General features: G+C 67.1%; 15 protein-coding genes and 1 pseudogene. 13 read left to right on the forward strand and 3 right to left on the reverse strand.

Features of this window, described 5'->3' with window-relative positions:
* Positions 1-71: 71 nt before the first annotated feature.
* On the reverse strand, positions 72-788 hold the full coding sequence (locus BVG12_RS23680) for a class I SAM-dependent methyltransferase (protein WP_075794530.1): 717 nt from the start codon (positions 786-788) through the stop codon (positions 72-74).
* 190 nt (positions 789-978) lie between these two features.
* Here BVG12_RS23680 and gshB point away from each other — a divergent pair, with 190 nt between their 5' ends.
* From gshB to BVG12_RS23720, 8 genes are all read left to right on the forward strand, one after another.
* Positions 979-1926, forward strand: coding sequence for a glutathione synthase (gshB, locus tag BVG12_RS23685; RefSeq protein ID WP_075794531.1), 948 nt, complete (start codon positions 979-981; stop codon positions 1924-1926).
* A gap of 16 nt (positions 1927-1942) precedes the next feature.
* The gene (locus tag BVG12_RS23690; protein WP_075794532.1) at positions 1943-2347 is read left to right on the forward strand and encodes a PTS sugar transporter subunit IIA; all 405 of its coding nucleotides are present in this window, start codon (positions 1943-1945) and stop codon (positions 2345-2347) included.
* A 38-nt stretch (positions 2348-2385) separates the two neighbouring features.
* Positions 2386-2655: an HPr family phosphocarrier protein gene (locus BVG12_RS23695; RefSeq protein ID WP_075794533.1), complete on the forward strand. Its 270-nt coding sequence runs from the start codon at positions 2386-2388 to the stop codon at positions 2653-2655.
* A 38-nt stretch (positions 2656-2693) separates the two neighbouring features.
* The gene (gene ptsP / locus BVG12_RS23700; RefSeq protein ID WP_075794534.1) at positions 2694-4448 is read left to right on the forward strand and encodes a phosphoenolpyruvate--protein phosphotransferase; all 1755 of its coding nucleotides are present in this window, start codon (positions 2694-2696) and stop codon (positions 4446-4448) included.
* Between the two features lie 84 nt (positions 4449-4532).
* Positions 4533-5648 carry a homoserine O-succinyltransferase MetX gene (gene metX, locus BVG12_RS23705; protein WP_229503931.1) on the forward strand — a complete coding sequence of 372 codons (1116 nt, stop codon included), beginning with the start codon at positions 4533-4535 and terminating at the stop codon, positions 5646-5648.
* A complete protein-coding gene (metW, locus tag BVG12_RS23710) occupies positions 5645-6265 on the forward strand; it encodes a methionine biosynthesis protein MetW (RefSeq protein ID WP_075794536.1) in 621 nt (206 codons plus the stop codon). Before metX ends, metW begins: the two co-directional genes overlap by 4 nt.
* Positions 6266-6354: 89 nt before the next feature.
* Positions 6355-7284 (forward strand): M48 family metallopeptidase, encoded by a 930-nt coding sequence (locus BVG12_RS23715; RefSeq protein ID WP_075794537.1) that lies wholly within the window; start codon positions 6355-6357, stop codon positions 7282-7284.
* An 18-nt stretch (positions 7285-7302) separates the two neighbouring features.
* The gene (locus tag BVG12_RS23720; RefSeq protein WP_075794538.1) at positions 7303-8244 is read left to right on the forward strand and encodes an RluA family pseudouridine synthase; all 942 of its coding nucleotides are present in this window, start codon (positions 7303-7305) and stop codon (positions 8242-8244) included.
* A 7-nt stretch (positions 8245-8251) separates the two neighbouring features.
* On the opposite strand, the gene BVG12_RS23725 is transcribed toward BVG12_RS23720, so the two are convergent.
* Complete coding sequence (locus BVG12_RS23725) at positions 8252-12811, reverse strand: beta strand repeat-containing protein (protein WP_156895720.1); 4560 nt, start codon at positions 12809-12811, stop codon at positions 8252-8254.
* A 195-nt stretch (positions 12812-13006) separates the two neighbouring features.
* Positions 13007-13777, reverse strand: a complete 771-nt coding sequence (locus tag BVG12_RS23730) for an exodeoxyribonuclease III (protein ID WP_075794540.1) — start codon at positions 13775-13777, stop codon at positions 13007-13009.
* A gap of 156 nt (positions 13778-13933) precedes the next feature.
* On the opposite strand from BVG12_RS23730, the gene BVG12_RS23735 reads away from it, so the two are divergent.
* From BVG12_RS23735 to BVG12_RS23755, 5 genes and pseudogenes are all read left to right on the forward strand, one after another.
* Positions 13934-16342, forward strand: a complete 2409-nt coding sequence (locus BVG12_RS23735) for an ATP-binding protein (protein ID WP_075794541.1) — start codon at positions 13934-13936, stop codon at positions 16340-16342.
* Complete coding sequence (locus BVG12_RS35275) at positions 16318-16470, forward strand: response regulator (protein ID WP_229503695.1); 153 nt, start codon at positions 16318-16320, stop codon at positions 16468-16470. The genes BVG12_RS23735 and BVG12_RS35275 overlap by 25 nt, the downstream gene beginning before the upstream one ends.
* A 112-nt stretch (positions 16471-16582) precedes the next feature.
* A pseudogene (locus tag BVG12_RS35280) lies at positions 16583-17608 on the forward strand (MEDS domain-containing protein); the annotation flags it as partial.
* A gap of 240 nt (positions 17609-17848) precedes the next feature.
* Positions 17849-18505, forward strand: a complete 657-nt coding sequence (gene pyrE, locus BVG12_RS35285; protein ID WP_075796523.1) for an orotate phosphoribosyltransferase — start codon at positions 17849-17851, stop codon at positions 18503-18505.
* A gap of 45 nt (positions 18506-18550) precedes the next feature.
* A complete protein-coding gene (locus BVG12_RS23755) occupies positions 18551-18790 on the forward strand; it encodes a hypothetical protein (RefSeq protein WP_075794542.1) in 240 nt (79 codons plus the stop codon).
* Position 18791 lies beyond the last annotated feature (1 nt).

The following is an 18791-nucleotide window of genomic DNA, read 5'->3' on the forward strand; positions in this document are numbered from 1 at the left end:
CTCCGCGTACAGCTGCGCTTCTCGACCAACTCTGCTGCCGCGCGCGACGGTTTTTCGAGGTGCCCTGAAGTTCATTCCGCCCGGTCGGTCTCGGGCTTGCGCGCCATGTAGATGAAGTGGGAGCGCAGCGGCGGCAGCAAGGTCGCCAGCGTTTCCGGGATCAGCCAGGGCAGGGCGGCAAAGGTGCGGCCCAGCTGCGGGATGAGCACCAGCGTGCGGTAGTGCCGGCTGGCGGCGGGCCAGAAGCGCAGCAGCTCGACGTCCGTCACCTTGCGCACGTGGGTGTTGCGCGGGCTGCTGTAGCGGAAGTCGAACAACAGCGTCCAGCCGCCGGGACGCAGCACGCGCCACATCTCGGCGGCCAGGCCGCGCCGCAGGTCCTCGTCGAGGATCGAGGAAAACACGGTGTGCGCGCTCACGAGATCCATGCTGGCGTCGGGAAAGGCGTCGAGCTGCCCCAGGTGCCAGCGCACGCCGGGCGCCGTGCGGGCCCTGGCCTGGTCCAGGCGGTCTTGCTGGAGTTCCGTGCCCGCCAGGTGGGCAGGCGTGGCGCCCCAGTCGATCAGCTGGCGCAGGAAACTGCCGCTGCCGCAGCCGACGTCGAGCGCGCGCACGGCGGACAGGTCGCGTCCCACCGTCAGCGGCAGCAGCTCGGCCAGCACGCGCGACCGCGCCGCCGTCTGGCGCACGATGTCGGGCCGGTGCCAGGCATATTTCGCCAGCGCGGCGCCACCATGCCATTGGCGATAGACCTGATTGATGCGTTCCTGCTCGGCTCGGTCGCTCATCGTGTCCTCCTGGGACGCATCTTCCCAAGCGGGCCGGTGGCACGTTTGACGGTTCGCAAATGCAGGTTGAATAGATGACTTTTTGCTAATGGGAAGCTGCCTCGGTAACTCGTCCGGCGGCCGCGGCCGCCTTTCCGCGAACATCCGCGTTTCCGGCTAAAATCGAGGCATTGTCTTCATTGGGACCATCATGAAAATCGCTTTTCTCGCCGATCCGTTGTCCGGCTTCAAAATCTACAAGGACTCGACGTTCGCGATGATGCGCGAAGCGGCGCGGCGCGGTCACCGGATCTATGTCTTCGAACAGCGCCACATGGTGCTGGAAGAGGGCGTCGTGACGGCCGAGGCCACGGAGATTGCGCTGACCGGCGACGCCGACGACTGGTACCGCGAGGGCGACACCGATACGGTGCCCCTGTCCGAATTCGACGCCGTCATCCAGCGCAAGGATCCGCCGTTCGACATGGAATACGTGTACGGCACCTATCTGCTGGAACAGGCCGAGCGCCAGGGCGCGCGCGTGTTCAACAAACCGCAAGCGATCCGCGACCACAACGAAAAGCTGTCCATCGCCCAGTTCAGCCAGTTCACGTCGCCCACGCTCGTCTCGTCGTCCGGCACGCGCCTGCGCGCCTTCCACGCCGAGCATGGCGACGTGATCTTCAAGCCGCTGGACGGCATGGGCGGCGCCGGCATCTTCCGCGTCAAGGACGACGGCCTGAACCTCGGTTCGATCATCGAGACGCTGACGGAAAACGGCGCGCGCACGATCATGGCCCAGAAATACATCCCCGCCATCGTCAAGGGCGACAAGCGCGTGCTCGTCATCGACGGCAAGCCGGTCCCGTTCTCGCTGGCGCGCATTCCGCAGGCCGGTGAAGTCCGCGGCAACCTGGCGGCCGGCGGCACGGGCGTCGCGCAGCCGCTGTCCGAGCGCGACCGCGAGATCGCGGAAACGCTCGGCCCCGAACTGGCCGCGCGTGGTCTGTTGCTGGTAGGATTGGATGTGATCGGCGATTTCCTGACCGAGGTGAATGTCACCAGCCCCACCTGTTTCCAGGAAATTACCGACCAGACCGGTTTCGACGTCGCTTCGATGTTCGTCGACGCCGTCGAAAAACGAGTCACGAGCAACTGAGCAGGAAACTGAAAACATGGTAGGCATTCTGCTGATGACCCACGCTCCGCTGGGCCAGGCATTCATCGCCGCGGTCGCGCACGTGTTCCGCGGTCCCACCGAGCGCTTCGAAGCGATCGACGTGACGGCGGACCAGGACACGAACGAGATCAACGCCCTGGCCAAGAGCGCGATCCAGCGCCTGGACGAAGGCGACGGCGTGCTGGTCATCACCGACATCAAGGGCGGCACGCCGTCGAACTGCTGCAATTGCCTGGCCGAGCCGGGGCGCGTGGAAATCATCGCGGGCATCAGCCTGCCGATGCTGCTGCGCGCGATCACGTACCGGCGCGACACGCTGGACGTCGTGGTCGAGATGGCACTGGCCGGCGCGCAGAACGGCGCCGTCAGGGTGGACAACAGGATCCGGCTCGGCACCTGACCGGGGGCCGTATCTCACGAGAAAACGACAACTAGAATATGATTCAACAGGAACTCGAGATCATCAACAAGCTGGGCCTGCACGCCCGCGCTTCCGCCAAATTCACCCAACTGGCCGCCAAGTTCCAGAGCGACGTCTGGCTGACCCGCAACGGGCGCCGCATCAACGCCAAGTCGATCATGGGCGTCATGATGCTGGCCGCCGGCAAGGGCGCCAAGGTGACGCTGGAAGCGGACGGCGCCGACGAACAGGACTGCATCGCCGCGCTCACCGGCCTCATCAACGATAAATTCGGCGAAGGCGAGTAATGCCGGATAGCCGAGCTGGCCGTCACCCGGGACCTTCCATGGCATCGTTCACATTGCACGGCATTCCGGTCTCGCGCGGGATCTCGATCGGGCGCGCGCACCTGCTCACGCCGGCCGCGCTCGACGTCAAGCACTACCTGGTGCCGGAAGAGCAGGTCGAGGCGGAAGTGAAGCGCCTGCAGGACGCGATCGCCGAAGTGCACCGCAACCTGCAGGAGCTGTGGACCGAGCTGCCGAAGGAAGCCCCGACGGAACTGGGCGCGTTCATCGACGTGCACGTGCTGATCCTGTCCGATCCCATGATCTCGGAGGCGCCGCTCGACATCATCCGCAGCCGCCACTACAACGCGGAATGGGCGCTCGTCACGCAGATCGACGAGCTCTCGGCGCAGTTCGACGAGATCGAGGACGAGTACCTGCGCGAGCGCAAGCAGGACATCCAGCAGGTGGCCGAGCGCGTGCTCAAGGTGCTGATGGGCACCGCGCTGTCGGCGCCGCCCGCGCCGCCCGGGGAAGATCACTTCCAGCCGCAGATGATCGTCGTCGCGCACGACATCTCGCCGGCCGACATGCTCGCGTTCCGCGACCGCTCGTTCGTCGGCTTCGTGACGGACGTGGGCGGCCAGAACTCGCACACGGCGATCGTCGCGCGCAGCCTGGACATCCCGGCCGCCGTCGGCATGAGCCAGGCGTCGCGCCTGATCGAGCAGGACGACTGGGTGATCGTCGACGGCGATGCCGGCGTCGTCATCTGCAATCCGAGCGCGCTCGTGATGGAGCAGTACCGCGCGCGCCAGGCCAACCTGATGAAGGCGCGCAAGCGCCTGCTCAAGCTGAAAAAGACGCCGGCCGTCACGAAGGACGGCACGCCGATCACGCTGCTCGCGAACATCGAGCTGCCGGACGACTGCGGCCCGGCGCTGGAGGCGGGCGCCGTCGGCGTCGGCCTGTTCCGCTCCGAATTCCTGTTCATGGGCCGCGGCGCGCAAGGCCTGAAGGTGCCGGGCGAGGACGAGCAGTTCGAGCAGTACCGCAACGCCGTGCTGGCGATGAAGGGCCGCCCGGTCACGATCCGCACGCTCGACGTGGGCGCCGACAAGCCGCTCGACCAGACCGAGCACACGGCGCTGAATCCGGCGCTGGGCCTGCGCGCGATCCGCTATTGCCTGGCCGAGCCGCAGATGTTCCTCACCCAGCTGCGCGCGATTTTGCGGGCGTCCGCGTTCGGCAAGGTGCGCATCCTGATCCCGATGCTGGCGCACGCGTTCGAGATCGACCAGACCCTCAGCATGATCGAACAGGCCAAGGCCCAGCTGCGCGAGCAGCACGTCAAGTTCGACGACAGCGTGGAGGTCGGCGCCATGATCGAGATCCCGGCCGCCGCGCTGGCGCTGCCGATGTTCGTCAAACGCCTGGACTTCCTGTCGATCGGCACCAATGACCTGATCCAGTACACGCTGGCCATCGACCGCGTCGACTACGAGGTGGCGCACCTGTACAATCCGCTGCACCCGGCGGTCTTGAACCTGATCGCGATGACGATCGAGGCCGGGCACAAGGCCGGCATCGACGTGGCCGTGTGCGGCGAGATGGCGGGCGACGTCAAGCTCACCCGCCTGCTGCTGGGCATGGGCCTGCGCGAGTTCTCGATGCACCCGGCCCAGCTGCTGGCCGTCAAGCAGGAAATCCTGTCGAGCGACCTGACGCGGCTCGTGCCGCGCACGAAGCGCATCCTGCGCGCGATGGAGCCGGCGGCCATCGCCGAAGCCGTGGAGCAGCTGCAGTCTATCTAGCCATTCAAGGTGCCGCGCGCGGAGCGCGGCGCTCACAATTTAAGAGTCTTCATGGGATCGATCGGAATAGTCTCCCCCCAGGCGATGCAGTTCGCCGAACCACTACGCCTGCGCAGCGGCGCGGCCATCGGCGATTACACGCTGATGTATGAAACGTACGGCACGCTGAACGCCGACAAATCGAACGCGGTACTGATCTGCCATGCGCTGAACGCGTCGCACCACGTGGCCGGCCACTACGCCGACCAGCCCAAGAGCACCGGCTGGTGGGACAATATGGTGGGCCCGGGCAAGCCGGTCGACACCGACCGCTTCTTCGTCATCGGCGTCAACAACCTCGGTTCCTGCTTCGGTTCCACGGGCCCGATGCACACGAATCCGGCCACCGGCAAGCCGTACGGCGCCGCCTTCCCCGTCGTGACGGTGGAGGACTGGGTCGCCGCGCAGGCGCGCCTGGCCGACCGCCTCGGCATCGAACAATTCGCGGCCGTGATGGGCGGTTCGCTGGGCGGCATGCAGGCCCTCGCGTGGAGCATCATGTTCCCCGAACGCCTGCGCCACTGCATCGTGATCGCGTCCACGCCGAAGCTGTCCGCGCAAAACATCGCGTTCAACGACGTGGCGCGCCAGGCGATTCTGACCGATCCGGATTACCGCGGCGGCGATTTCTACGAATACGGCGTCGTGCCCAGGAACGGCCTGAAAGTCGCGCGCATGGTCGGCCACATCACGTATTTGTCGAACGACGACATGGCGGAAAAATTCGGCCGCAAGCTGCGCAACGCGGCCGAGCGCAACGAGTACAAATTCGACTTCGGCGTCGATTTCGAGATCGAATCGTACCTGCGCTACCAGGGCGACAAGTTCTCGGAATACTTCGACGCCAACACCTACCTCCTGATCACGAAGGCGCTCGACTACTTCGATCCCGCGCGCGAGCATGGCGGCAATCTGGCCAAGGCGCTGGAGAATACGAGCGCTCAATACCTGGTCGCCTCGTTCAGCACCGACTGGCGCTTTTCGCCGGAGCGCAGCCGCGAGATCGTCGAGGCGCTGCTGGCCAACCGCCGCAAGGTGACGTATGCCGAGATCGACGCGCCGCACGGCCACGACGCCTTCCTGCTGGAGGATGCGCGCTACATGAGCATCGTGCGCGCCTACTTCGAGCGCATCGCCGGCGAGAAGAAGGAGACCGCATGAAATTCGAAGACCTGAGCACCCTGCGTCCCGACCTGGCATTCATCGCGCACTGGGTGGGCGACCGCGCGCACGTGCTGGACGTCGGCTGCGGCGACGGCGCGATGCTGCGCTACCTGGAGCAGGCCAAGCGCTGCACGGGTTATGGCGTCGAGATCGCCGACGACAAGGTCCTGGAAAGCACGCAGCGCGGCATCAGCGTGATCCAGCACGACATGGAGCAGGGCCTCGACCTGTTCGCGGACGACGCCTTCGACATGGTCCTGTGCCTGTCGTCGCTGCAGATGATGCAGCACGTGGAGGCGCGCCTGCGCGACATCGTCCGCGTGGGCAAGGAGGCGATCGTGTCGTTCCCGAACTTCGCCTACTGGCCGCACCGCGCCGCGCTGCTCAAGGGCCGCATGCCGGTGTCGCGTTCCCTGCCTTACCAGTGGTTCGACACGCCGAACCTGCGCTACGCGACGATCTACGATTTCAAGGAGCTGGCCGAGAAATGCGGCCTGGAAGTGCTGGAATACGTCGCGCTGGCGGAGGGCAAGCCGGTGTCGTTCCTGCCGAACCTGCGCGGCAGCCTGGCGGTGTTCCGCCTGCGCAAGCGCGATCTCGTGAGCCAGGCCTGACGCGTTTCGCGCCCGCATGCCCGCGTATCGTGTTGTACGTACGCGCCAGTCGCGGGCATGATGTCGTCAGAACCCAGCAGGAGAAAACCATGAACCCATTTTTCAAGCGCAGCGCGGCCGTCATGTTTGCCGTTTGCGCCGCCACGCAGGGCGCGTACGCCGCGCCGCGCCAGGACGAGCGCCCGAACCAGGACCAGGTCGTGCAGGACGGCATCGCCGTCAAGCCGCTCAACCGCAACCGCATCGGCAGCGTATGGCGCGACATCGCCGCCCCCGAGGAAGCGGTCAACGAGCAGGCGGCCCAGCAATACCTGGCGCTGATGAGCAAGGCGAAGCAGGAAGGCGCGCTCGTGCCGGAATCCGATCCGCAGGTACAGCGCCTGCGCGCCATCGCCCGGCGCATCATCCCGAACACCATCCGCTGGAACCAGGACGCCCAGCAGTGGAAGTGGCAGGTCAACCTGCTGAAGTCCGACGAAGTGAATGCCTTCTGCATGCCGGGCGGGCGCATTGCCTTCTATACCGGCATCATCGATAAGCTCAGGCTCACGGACGACGAGATTGCGGCCGTGATGGGCCACGAGATCGCGCACGCGCTGCGCGAGCACGGGCGCGACCGCCAGAGCAAGGCGACGGCGACGGGCCTCGCGAGCCAGCTGGGCGGCGCCGCGCTGTCGGCCTGGCTCGGCGTGGACGTGCGCGGCGCGACCAATGCGGCCGGCCAGCTCCTCGTGCTGAAATTCTCGCGCGACGAAGAGCGCGAGGCCGACCTCGTGGGCCTCGACATCGCCGCGCGCTCCGGCTTCGACCCGCGCGCCGGCATCGCGCTGTGGAACAAGATGGCGGTGCTGAACCAGAGCGGCGCGCCGATCGAACTGCTGTCCACGCACCCGGGCGGCAGCGAACGCATCGAGCAGATCGAGAACCACATGAACGTGCTGTTGCCGCTGTACGCGCGCAGCAAGGGCGTGCCGGTCGACCGCCTGCCGCCTTACCGCAGCAACGTCGCCCAGCGCTGATGAGGAAATAAGGGACCGATGGCACGTTTCGTCAGGAAGGGCCACCAGGCCGCCGCCAATGCCGTCGTGCCGCTGCCCGTGCGTGACGGCGTGGCGCCCAGCTATCTGTGGATCACGGAAACCCGCGCCGGCGGCATGCTGGCCTTCCTGGAAGCGCGTTTTCCCGACATCGCCGGCCCGTCCTGGGCCGCGCGCCTTGCGAAAGGCGACGTCGTCGACGCGCAGGGCGAGCGTCTGGGCCCCGACAGCCACGTGCGCCAGGGCATGCGCATCTGGTACTACCGCGAGCTGGAACACGAGACGACCATCCCCTTCGAGGAACGGATCATCTTCCAGGACGAGCACCTGCTCGTCGTCGACAAGCCGCACTTCCTGCCGATGATCCCGACGGGACGCTTCCTGCGCGAGACCCTGCTCGTGCGGCTGAAACAGACATTCGACCTGCCGCACCTGACCCCGATCCACCGCCTCGACCGCGAGACGGCCGGCGTCGTCATCTTCTCGCACAACCTGGCCACGCGCGGGACCTACCAGTCGATGTTCCAGAAGCGCAGCATCCGCAAGGTGTACGAGGCGCTGGCGCCCGTGCTGCGGGGGCGGGAATTCCCGTTCACCTACAAGAGCCGCATGGTCGACGGCGACAAGTTCTTCGTGATGCGGGAAGAAGAGGGCGAGCCGAACTCTGAAACGTTCGTCGAGCTGCTGGAAACGCGCGGCGACGTGGCGCGCTACCGCCTGCACCCGCACACGGGCCGCAAGCACCAGCTGCGGCTGCACATGGCGTCGCTGGGCGTGCCGATCCTGAACGATGCGTTTTATCCCGTCGCGCTGCCGTGCAAGGGCGACGATTTCTCCGCGCCGCTGCAACTGCTGGCGCGCTCGATCAGCTTCGCCGATCCCCTCTCGGGCGAGGCGCGCACCTTCGAAAGCAGCCGCGCGCTGGACTGGCCTGCCGCTTGACGATGCGTCAGAGCGACGGGCCGACGTAGAAGTCCGAACTGCCGATGATGGCGATGTTGCCCGCCACGTCCTGGACCGCGTTGCTGTTCTCGATCATGTGATAGAAGCCGACGAGCGTGCCCAGGTTGAGCTCCAGGGTGTTCTGCACACCCTGCGCGTTCGTCGTGATGTCCCAGTTGGTCATCGCGTTCCACGCGTGATGCGATTTGCCGTTGTTGGAGCTGTCCAGCACGTCGATCGTGCCGTTGGTGGCGAACACGATCTTTTCGCTGAATTCGAGGCTGTGCCAGTTGGCCGACGACTTGGTATACGACTTGTCCAGCGTGACCGTCGGCGCGGCCGTGTCGATCGTGATGGCGAGCGACGCGGAGGGAGCGCTGCGGTTGCCCGCGGCATCCACCTGGCGCACGGTCAGCGTGTGCACGCCGTCCGCGAACGCCTTCGCGTCGTCGAGGGTGAACGTCCAGGCGAGGTCGGTGCCGACGTTCGCGCTGCCCAGCAGCGTGTCGCCTTCGTAGACTTCGATCTTGCCCCCGGCTTCCGCCGCCGTGCCCGTGAGGGTCGGCGTCTTGTCCATCGTGATGCCGTCCGTGGCCGAGACACCCGTGTCGCTGCTTGCGTCCAGTACCGGCTTGCCCGGCGCGCCCGGCGCGTGGGCATCGACGTTGATCGTGACAGGGTAGCCGAGGGTGTTCCCCAGGTAACCGAAGGTGATGTGCTCCGCGTCGAGCAGATGGCCGGCGCCGTCGGTGAAGTGGCCGACCAGGCCGCTCTTGTCGGTTATGTTGAGACCGGCGATGTCCTGGTCGCCGGCGGCCACCGTGTAGGCGAATACGGCCGTGCGGTGATCGTCGCTGAGGTTCTGGAAGGTCGCCTTGGCGCCATTGTTGAGGAGCAGGACGGGTGCGCCGACCACGTTGACCGCTTCGCTGAACGCCACGCGCATCTCGACGGTCGCGCCGATGCCGACATACCCGGCGGCGACAGGCGTGGTCAGGGCCGTCGCGCTGGGCGGCGTCACGTCCACGTAGGGGCCGGCCGTGTGGAAACCGATGCTGCGTTCCGCCACCATATTGCCGGCCAGGTCGGTCAGCGAGGAGGACAAGGTGAGGGTATAGCCGTTGCCGGTGCCGAGGTGCAGTTCGGCGGGAGTGAGCGTGACGGTCTTGTGGTCGCTCGAGAAGTCGCCGTCGGCGAGGTTGACGTACGTGGTGCCACCGTCATCGTTGTGGAACTGCAGGCCGTAGTACTTGTTGTCGGTGTTTTTCCAGTAGACGGCCTTGTCGAACGTGAGGACGAGGTTGCCCGTCGTGTCGAACGCGGTGGCGCCGTTGGGCGACCCGGTCAGGTGCGGTGCCGTCATGTCGATCGTGAACTGTTTCGACACCGTGACGCTGGCGTGGCCGGTGTCGTCGACGATGCTCGCGGCGTACGTGTGGGTACCCGCGGACAGGTAGCCTTCGCTGCCGTAAGTCCAGGCTGTCAGGCTGCCGACCGGCGTGCCGAAGGTCGTGCCGGTCGCGTTGACCGGCTGGCCGTCGAGCGTGACCTGCAGGTGCTGGCTCGTGGTCAGCGTGCCGAAGAAGTAGCCCGCGGCGGTTGGGTTGCCGATGTTCGTGATGCCGTCGTGATCGTACGGACCGTTGTCGCTGCCCTCGCTGATCCCGATCTCGGAGACATACGCCGCCACCGTCGTGTCGAACGTGTAGTTGCCCGAGCTGGCCGTGCCGCTGCCCGCATTGCCGAGCGTGTCGTGGACCTTGGTCAGGTCCACGCTGACGGCGTTGGTGCCGGCGAGGGTTCCCGCATCGGCCGCGGACAAGGTCGCGTACCATGTCAGGTTGTCGTCCGAATGGTGCAGGTCGCCGAGCGTGGCGTGCGGCGTGTTGAGGACGCCGGCATCCAGTGTCGTCACCGGTGCCGAGAACCGGATCGTGACGCCGACGGTGCCGCCGCTGACCAGCGCGGTGCCGTCCAGGCTGACAGAGGCGGTCAGCGCATCCGTGTTCACGTCGTAGTGCGACAGCGAGGTCGCCGTGCCCGCGCCCGCGTTACCGGCCGCGTCGTGCACCTGCGTCAGGTCCACGCCCAGCACGTTGTTCTTGCTGCTCGTCGCGCCATCCGCGACCGTCAGGATGCCGGTCCAGGTCTTGCCGCCGTCGATCGTCGCGAGTCCGCTCACCTTCGCGTGCGGGGCCTGCAGCGCGGCCGTCGTCAGGCCGGTTACGCTTTCCGAGAACGTGATCGTGAAGGCGACGCTGTGGGTCGGGCCGAGCGTCGTGCCGTCGAACAGGATGTCGGCCACGGTGGGGGGCGTGGTGTCGGCCGGCGCCGCGGCGCCGGCCGTGATCGTGCCGCTGCCCGCGTTGCCGAAGGCGTCGTGCACCTTCGCGAGGTCGAGGCTGACGGCATTGCCGCCGCTGGCGGTAAGCGGCGTCAACGTCGCCGTCCATGTCAGGTAGTCGGCCGAGTGCTGCAGGTTGGCGAGCGTCGCGTTCGGTGCCTGCAGCGCGGCCGCCGTCAGGTCCGTCACGGCTTCGTTGAACTGGACCGTCAGGCCGCTGCCGTTCAGTGCCAGCGTGGCGCCCGGGCCCTGCGTATCGACGGCGTACATGGCACTCATGGCGGATCCGCTGCCCGTGTTGCCGGCCAGGTCCGCTACCCTCGTCAGGTCGACGCCGACGGCATTGCCGGTCCAGGTGCCGCTGCCGTCCGCCGTGAGCGTCGCCGTCCAGGTCTTGCCGCCATCCTGCGTCGCGATGCCGGCGACGTGCGCATGCGGGGCGCTGATCGCGGCCAGCGGAAGATCGCGCACGCTTTCGGCGAACGTGAACGTGGCGTGGATGCTGTTGCCGCCGCCGAGCGCGGCGCCGTCGAGGGCGATCGTGACCGCGCTCGGGCCCTGCGTGTCGACGGCGTAGTTGCCGGAGAACGCGCTGCCGGTGCCGGCATTGCCCGCCGCGTCGTGCACCTTCGTGAGGTCGAGGCTGATGGTGTTGCTGGTGACGGTCACGCCGGCCTGCGGGGTGAGCGTGGCCGTCCACGTCAGGTAATCGGCCGAGTGCTGCAGGTTGGCGAGCGCCGCGTTCGGGGCCTGCAGCGCGGCCGCCGTCAGGTCGGTCACGGCTTCGCTGAAATGCAGCGTCAGTCCCAGGCTGCTGCCCGTGTGCATGGCGGCGCCGCCCAGTGCCACCGTCGCGGTCGGGCCCTGCGTGTCGACCGTGTACGGCGCGCTGACGATCGATCCGCTGCCGGCATTGCCGGCCAGGTCCACCACCTTCGTCAGGTCGACGCCGATGGCGTTGCCGGTCCAGGTGCCGCTGCCGTCCGGCGTCAAGGTCGCCGTCCACGTCTTGCCGCCGTCGCCGGTGGCGATGCCGGACACCAGCGCATGTGGCGTGTTGAGCGCGGCCAGCGGCAGGTCTTTCACTGCTTCCGCGAACGTGAACGTGGCGTGCAGCGCCTTGGCGTTCGCGAGCATGGCGCCGTCGAGGGCGATCGTCACCGTGGATGGCCCCTGGGTGTCGACCGTGTAGGCGGCCGACGCCGCGCTGCCGCTGCCGGCATTGCCGGCCAGGTCGCGCACCTGGCCCAGGTCGACGGCGAGGACGTTGCCGCCTGCGGTCGTGGCGCCATTGCCGCTCAGGGTCGCGAGCCAGGTCGTGCCGCCGTCCGTCGTGTACAGGTTCGAGACCGTCGCGTGCCCGGCGCTCAGGGCGGCGGCGGTGAACCCCGTGACGGCTTCGGAAAACCGGATGGTCGCGACGGCATCATGCCCCGTCGCGAGCAGCGTGGCGTCCAGCGCGACGGTGGCGGTGGGCGCCTGGGTGTCGACCGCGTAGCTGGCCAGGTTGCTGATGCCGCTGCCGTGGTTGCCGGCCGCATCGAGCACTTTGCCCATGTCCAGGCCGAGCACGTTGCCGGCCGCCGTCGTGGCATCCGCGGGCGCCTTCAGGGTCGCATGCCAGGTAAGGCCGCCGTCGTTCGTCGTCACGCCGGAGATGCTCGCATGCGGCGCGCTCAGGGCGTCCGCCGTCAGGTTCGCCACGGCTTTCGAGAACGTCAATGTGACGGCGATGCTGCCGCCCGCCTTGAGGACGGCGCCGTTCGTATCGACCGAGACGAGCGCCGGGCCCTTGGTATCGGGCGCGGCCGGCGTGGTGAACGTCAGCTGCGACGTGGACCGCAGGCCGCCAAACGCCACGTGGCCGCTCGACTGCAACACGTCCGCGCCCATCACCACGCTGTACGTGTGGCCGGCCAGCAGGCCCGTGACGTCCAGCTTGACGTGAGTCCCTTCGATGACGAGGCTGGAAGCGGACAGCGTGTGGGTATCGGTCGCGCCGACCACGCGCACGGTGGGCTGGCCCGTTTCGCGGTCGATCACGGTCTGCACGGCACCGTCCGTGACGATGATGGTGCCGTTGGCGGCCGCCATTGCCGTGTTGAAGTCCAGGGCGATGCTCATGTCGCTCGCCGTGCCGGTCGGCGTGGCGCTCAGCAGGATCGGAGGGACGACACTTGCGGCGGTGTCGGTCGTGGCAGGGGCGGTGGTCTGGGTGGGCATGATCGTTCGCGACGTTTTCTTGATGCCGTGGAAAAAAGATTCCACAAGGAAAGCCTAGTGAACGATCATATCAACAAACCACCTTCTTGACTTTGGGAAAGTGGCTAAGTTGATGTTTTTACGACATTCTAGGTATCAACTCCCCCAAGAAAGGGGGAATCCTGCCGGGCGGGATTCCAAGAGCGAAGCGATTGATCAGGCTGCGTAATCGATGATCAGCGGCGCATGATCCGAAAACCGCTCGTCCTTGTAGATCGAGACGGCGTGCGCCTTGGCGGCGATGCCCGGGGTGGCGACGTGGTAATCGATGCGCCACCCGACGTTCTTCGCCCATGCCTGGCCGCGGTTGCTCCACCACGTGTACTGCTCGGGGCGCTGGTCGATGCCACGATGCACGTCCACGAGGCCCAGCTCGTCGAAGATGCGCGTCATCCAGGCGCGCTCCTCCGGCAGGAAGCCCGAATTCTTCTGGTTGCCCTTCCAGTTTTTCAGGTCGATTTCCTTGTGCGCGATGTTCCAGTCGCCGCAGATGACGATCTCGCGGCCTTCCGCTTGCAATTCCTGCAGGTGGGGCAGGAACACTTCCATGAAGCGGAATTTGGCTTCCTGGCGCTCCGGCGACGACGAGCCGGACGGGCAGTACACGGAAATGACGGTCAGGTTGCCCACGTCGGCGCGGGTGTAGCGGCCTTCGTTGTCGAATTCGACGCAGCCGAAGCCCGTCCTGACGGCATCCGGCTTCGTGCGGCTGTAGACGCCCGTGCCCGAGTAACCCTTCTTCTCGGCATAGTGGAAGTGGCCGTGGTAGCCGTGCGGCGCAAGGAATTCCTCGGTCATGTCCGCCTGCTGGGCCTTCAACTCCTGAACGCAGATGAAATCGGCGTTCTGGTTGGCCATCCAGCTAAAAAAACCTTTTTTGTGGGCGGAACGGATGCCGTTCAAATTCGCGGAGATGATTCTTGGCATAATCGAAAGCGGTTGGGGATGGAACGAGGGCGATAGTGTAGCGTGTTTTGACTTGCGTCAACACATTCATAATTGTTAAGCGCTAACGCAGAACATGTTAAACTTTTAGGCTGTGCCCGATGTGCGGGCGCTTTCACTCATGCACAAGGAGTCAGCGTGCTGATCAGATCCGATGACCTCCTGTCAGGTAAATACGGCAGGAGCGGGCATTTCGTAAGGTTTTACGACGACGGCGACGTCATGCTGGACGAAGTCGCGAGCTTTCTCGGCCAAGCCGTGCGGTCGGACGGTAAAGGTATCGTGATCGCCACGCAGGACCACGTCGACGTGCTGCGCCGGCGCCTCGGCCGGGCGGCCGTGCGGGTCGCCTGGATGGATGCCGAGGCCGTGCTGGCGCAGTTCATGGTCGAGGGCTGGCCGGATCCGGCACGCTTCGAGGCCGCGGTCGGCACCGCGGTGGCCGCCGCCTGCGCCGGCGGCGCCACCCTGCACGCCTTCGGCGAAATGGTGGCGCTGTTGTGTGCGCGCGGCTGCCACGACGCCGCGCTCGAACTCGAGGCGCTGTGGAACGGACTGGCGGCGCGGTACGACTTCTCGCTGTTCTGTGCCTATCCCTGGGACGCGTTCCCGACGCCGGACCTCGCGCACGCCTTCCGCCACGTGTGCGCCCAACATGATCACGCCTGCGCCGACCAGGCACTGGACCTGCCGGCCGAAGGCGACGCCGACATCGGCCGCATCCGGCTCGAGCAGGAAGTGCGGGCGCTGCGCGCCGACGTGGCGCGGCACAAGGAGAACGAGCAGACACTGCGTCTCAGTGAACGGGAACTCGCGGACTTCGTCGAGAACGCGGTCGAGGGCCTGCACCGCGTCGGCGCCGACGGCACCATCCTGTGGGCGAACCGCGCGGAACTGCAGATGCTCGGCTACACCTGGGAAGAATACGTCGGCCACAACATCGCCGAGTTCCACGCCGACACGCCGGTCATCGGCGACATCATCTCGCGGCTGGTGCGCGGCGAAACGCTGTACGACTATCCTGCGCGGCTGCGCTGCAAGGACGGTTCGATCCGCCACGTGCTGATCCACTCGAACGGCAGCTTCGAAGATGGCCAGCTGCGCTTCACCCGTTGCTTCACGCGCGACGCCACCGAGCGGCGCGAGCGCGACATCGCGCTCCGGCAGCGCGACCGCATGCTGCTCGACGCCCCGGTGGCGGCGGCCCTGCTGACGGGGCCGGACTTCGTCTTCCGCCTGGCCAACCGCCGCTACTGCGAGCTGGTCGGCCGCGGCGGCATCGAAGGACAGCCCTTGCTGCAAGCCTTTCCGGAATTGCGCGGCAGCGAGATCCACCATCTGCTGGAACAAGTCCACGCCACCGGCCAGGCGGCACGCGTGGAAGAGTTGCACGTGCACGAACGCTTCCTCAAGTTCAGCGTCGAGCCGCTGGCGGTGGAAGAGGGCGAGGAGCGCGGCATGATCGTCGTTGCCGTCGACGTCACCGAACAGGTACGCATCCGCCAGGAGATCGAGCATGCCCACGCCGAGCGCGAAGAACTGCTGGCCGAACTGACGACCGCCAACCGCGCCAAGGACGAATTCCTGGCCATGCTCGGCCACGAACTGCGCAACCCGCTGTCGCCGATCGTCAGCGCGCTGGAGCTGATCCGCATGCGCGGCGAGACCGGCTCGCTGCGCGAGCGCGAGGTCATCGAGCGCCAGGTGCAGCACCTGGTGCGGCTGGTGGACGACCTGCTGGACGTGTCGCGCGTCACCCGCGGCAAGGTGGAGCTCAAGTGCGAGCGCGTCGAGATCGCCCAGCCCCTGGGCAAGGCCATCGAGATGGCCCGGCCGCTGCTGGAACAGCACCGTCACCGGCTCGACGTCGACATCGAACCGGCACTCGTCTGGGAAGGCGATCCGATGCGCCTGGCCCAGGTGGTGGCCAACCTGTTGACCAACGCGGCGCGCTACACGCCGGCCGGCGGCCATGTCATGGTGCGCGCGCGCGGCGCGGACGGCGAACAGGTGCGCATCGACGTGACGGACACCGGCATCGGCATGACGCCCGAACTGCGCGCCCAGGTGTTCGACCTGTTCTTCCAGGGGAAGCGCAACATCGACCGCGCCGAGGGCGGCCTGGGCATCGGGCTGGCCCTCGTCAAGAACATCGTCGAACTGCACGGTGGCCGCGTGGAAGCGCACAGCGACGGGCCGGGCAAGGGCAGCGCGTTCGTCGTGCTGCTGCCCCGGCGCACGCCGGCCGCCGGCGCGGTGGAGGACGTGCCGCGCGTGCCGTCCGCCCCGGCGGCGGCACGGTGCCGCGTGATGCTGGTGGACGACAACGTCGACGGCGCCGACACGCTGGCGCGCCTGCTCGCCGCGCACGGCCACGAGGTACGCGTCTTCCACGAACCGGTGGCCGCGCTGGCCGCCGTGCCGGGCTTCCTGCCCGACCTGGCCGTGCTCGACATCGGCCTGCCCGTCCTCGACGGCTATGAAGTGGCGCGCCGCCTGCGCGTGCTGCTGGATGGCCATCCGTGCCGTCTCGTCTCGTCGCGTTGACCGGCTATGGCCTGGACGCGGACCGCGAGCGCAGCGCCCGGGCTGGGTTCGACGCGCACCTCGTCAAACCGGTCAATCCCGATCTCGTCGTGCGGTTGGCAGCGGGTACCGAAAGCGGCGTGTGTTGATCTAAATCAACGCGACGGCGACATGTCCGAATGTTGTGGTTTTCCTAGTTAGAATGACATCTTTGAAGATGTTTTCTGCGCGACATCAACGTTATTTCGGATAAGGACCCATGTGCTGATCAAGACCGACGACCTGTTGTCCGGCAAACACGGCAAGACCGGGCATTTCGTCCGTTTCTACGATGACAGCGACACGCTGCTCGACGAGGTCGCATCCTTCCTCGAGCGGGCATTGCGGGCGCGGGGCCGGGGCGTCGTGATCGCCACTGGCGCGCACGTCGACGCGCTGCGGCGGCGCCTGGACGAGCTGGCGCGCCCCGAAGGGCGGGCGCCGCCGTCGTCGTGGGACGTCACGTGGCTCGACGCTGAAACGACGCTGGCGAGCTTCATGGTCGACGGCTGGCCCGACCGGACGCGCTTCGCGGCCGAGGTCGGCCGTGTTGTGGCCGCAGCCGGCGCCGGCGGCGCGACCGTGCATGCGTTCGGCGAGATGGTGGCGCTGCTGTGCGCGCGCGGCCGCTACGATGCGGCCCTGCATCTGGAGCGGCTGTGGAACGACCTCGGGCGCAAGCACGATTTTTCGCTGTTCTGTGCCTATCCCTGGTCCCTGTTTCCGTCGGCCGACGTGGCGCACGTGTTCCGGCAGGTGTGCGGCGAACACGACCATGCCTGCGCGGACGCCGCCGCTTCTCTGCCGCCCGGACAGCCCGTCGACATCAACCTGGTCCGGCTGGAACAGAAGGTCCATGCGCTGCAGGCGGAGGCGGCGCGGCGGCGCCAGGCGGAAAAGGATTTGCTGCGGCGCGAGCGCGAGTTGGCCGATATCGCCGAGAATGCGGCGGAAGGCCTGCACCAGGTCGGCGCCGACGGCACCATCCTGTGGGCCAACAAGGCCGAGCTGCAGATGCTCGGCTACCGCTGGGAAGAATACGTCGGGCACCACGTCGCCCGCTTCCACGCCGATGCGGACGTCATCGACGCGATGATGGCCAAGGTGGCGGCTGGGGAGACGGTGGTCGACCAGCCGGCGCGCCTGCGCTGCAAGGACGGCACGATCCGGCACGTGATCATCCGCTCGAACGCCTGTTTCGAGGACGGCCGCCTGCGCTATACCCGCTGCTTCACGCGCGACACGACCGAGCATGTGCGCAACCTGGACGAGATCGCGCGCACCCACGCGCGCCACGCGGCGCTGGCCGCCGCGCTGGAGGACGCCCGCCGTGCCGAGGACGCGTTCCTCGCGATGCTCGGCCGCGCGCTGCGTGCCCCGCGCACCGAACGGCGGCTGCAGCGGCTTGCGCGGCTGGTGGAGAACCGGCTTCGCGGGCGCGCGCGGGGCGGATTACAATACCGGTTTTCACAGTTCGAGGGTCGTGTCGTGGACAATCTGCGCCAACAGTTCATTGCGTTTTCAGTCGAAGCCGAAGTCTTGAAGTTCGGCCAATTCATCACCAAGGCGGGCCGCCAGTCGCCGTACTTCTTCAACGCGGGCCTGTTCCACGACGGTGCCACGCTCGGCAAGCTGGCCGATTTCTACGCCCAGACGCTGCTCGATTCCGGCCTCGAATTCGACATGCTGTTCGGCCCCGCCTACAAGGGCATCACCCTGGCATCGAGCACCGCGGTGGCGCTGGCGGCGAAAGGCCGCAATACGTCGTTCGCCTACAACCGCAAGGAAGCCAAGGACCACGGCGAAGGCGGCACCATCGTCGGCGCCAAGCTGGCCGGCCGCGTCGTCATCATCGACGACGTGATCTCGGCGGGAACGTCCGTGCGCGAATCCGTCGCGATGATCCGTGCCGCCGGCGCCGAACCGGCCGCCGTGCTGATCGCGCTCGACCGCATGGAGCGCGGCGGCAAGGACGGCGTGCTGTCGCCGCTGTCGGCCGTGCAGGAAGTCAGCCAGAACTACGGCATCCCCGTCATCTCGATCGCCAGCCTGGCCGACCTGTTCGGCTACCTGGAAACCGATCCGTCGCTGGCGCAGCACAAGGACGCCGTCGCGGCGTACCGTCACCAATACGGCGTGGCCTGAGCCCCTGGATTGTGATGTAATGGCGGCAACCATTCCGGAGCTGCCATGAACAACATCGCCCGCGGCATCCTGACCGTCATCCTGTGCGTGGTGCTCGTGGGCTTTGGCGTCTGCGGCGCCATGGGCGCGTTCGGCGGCCTGGCCGGCCTGGCCCGCGGTTCCGGCGACGGCAGGAGCTTCGCGCCCATGCTGATCGGCCTGGGCCTCGTCGGGCTCGGCATCGCCTGGGTCTGCGGCATGGCGGTCGTACGCCTGTGGCGCAAGCGCCCGCCTGCCGGCGAATGAA

The organism is Massilia putida, assembly GCF_001941825.1.
Classification (GTDB): domain Bacteria; phylum Pseudomonadota; class Gammaproteobacteria; order Burkholderiales; family Burkholderiaceae_D; genus Telluria; species Telluria putida.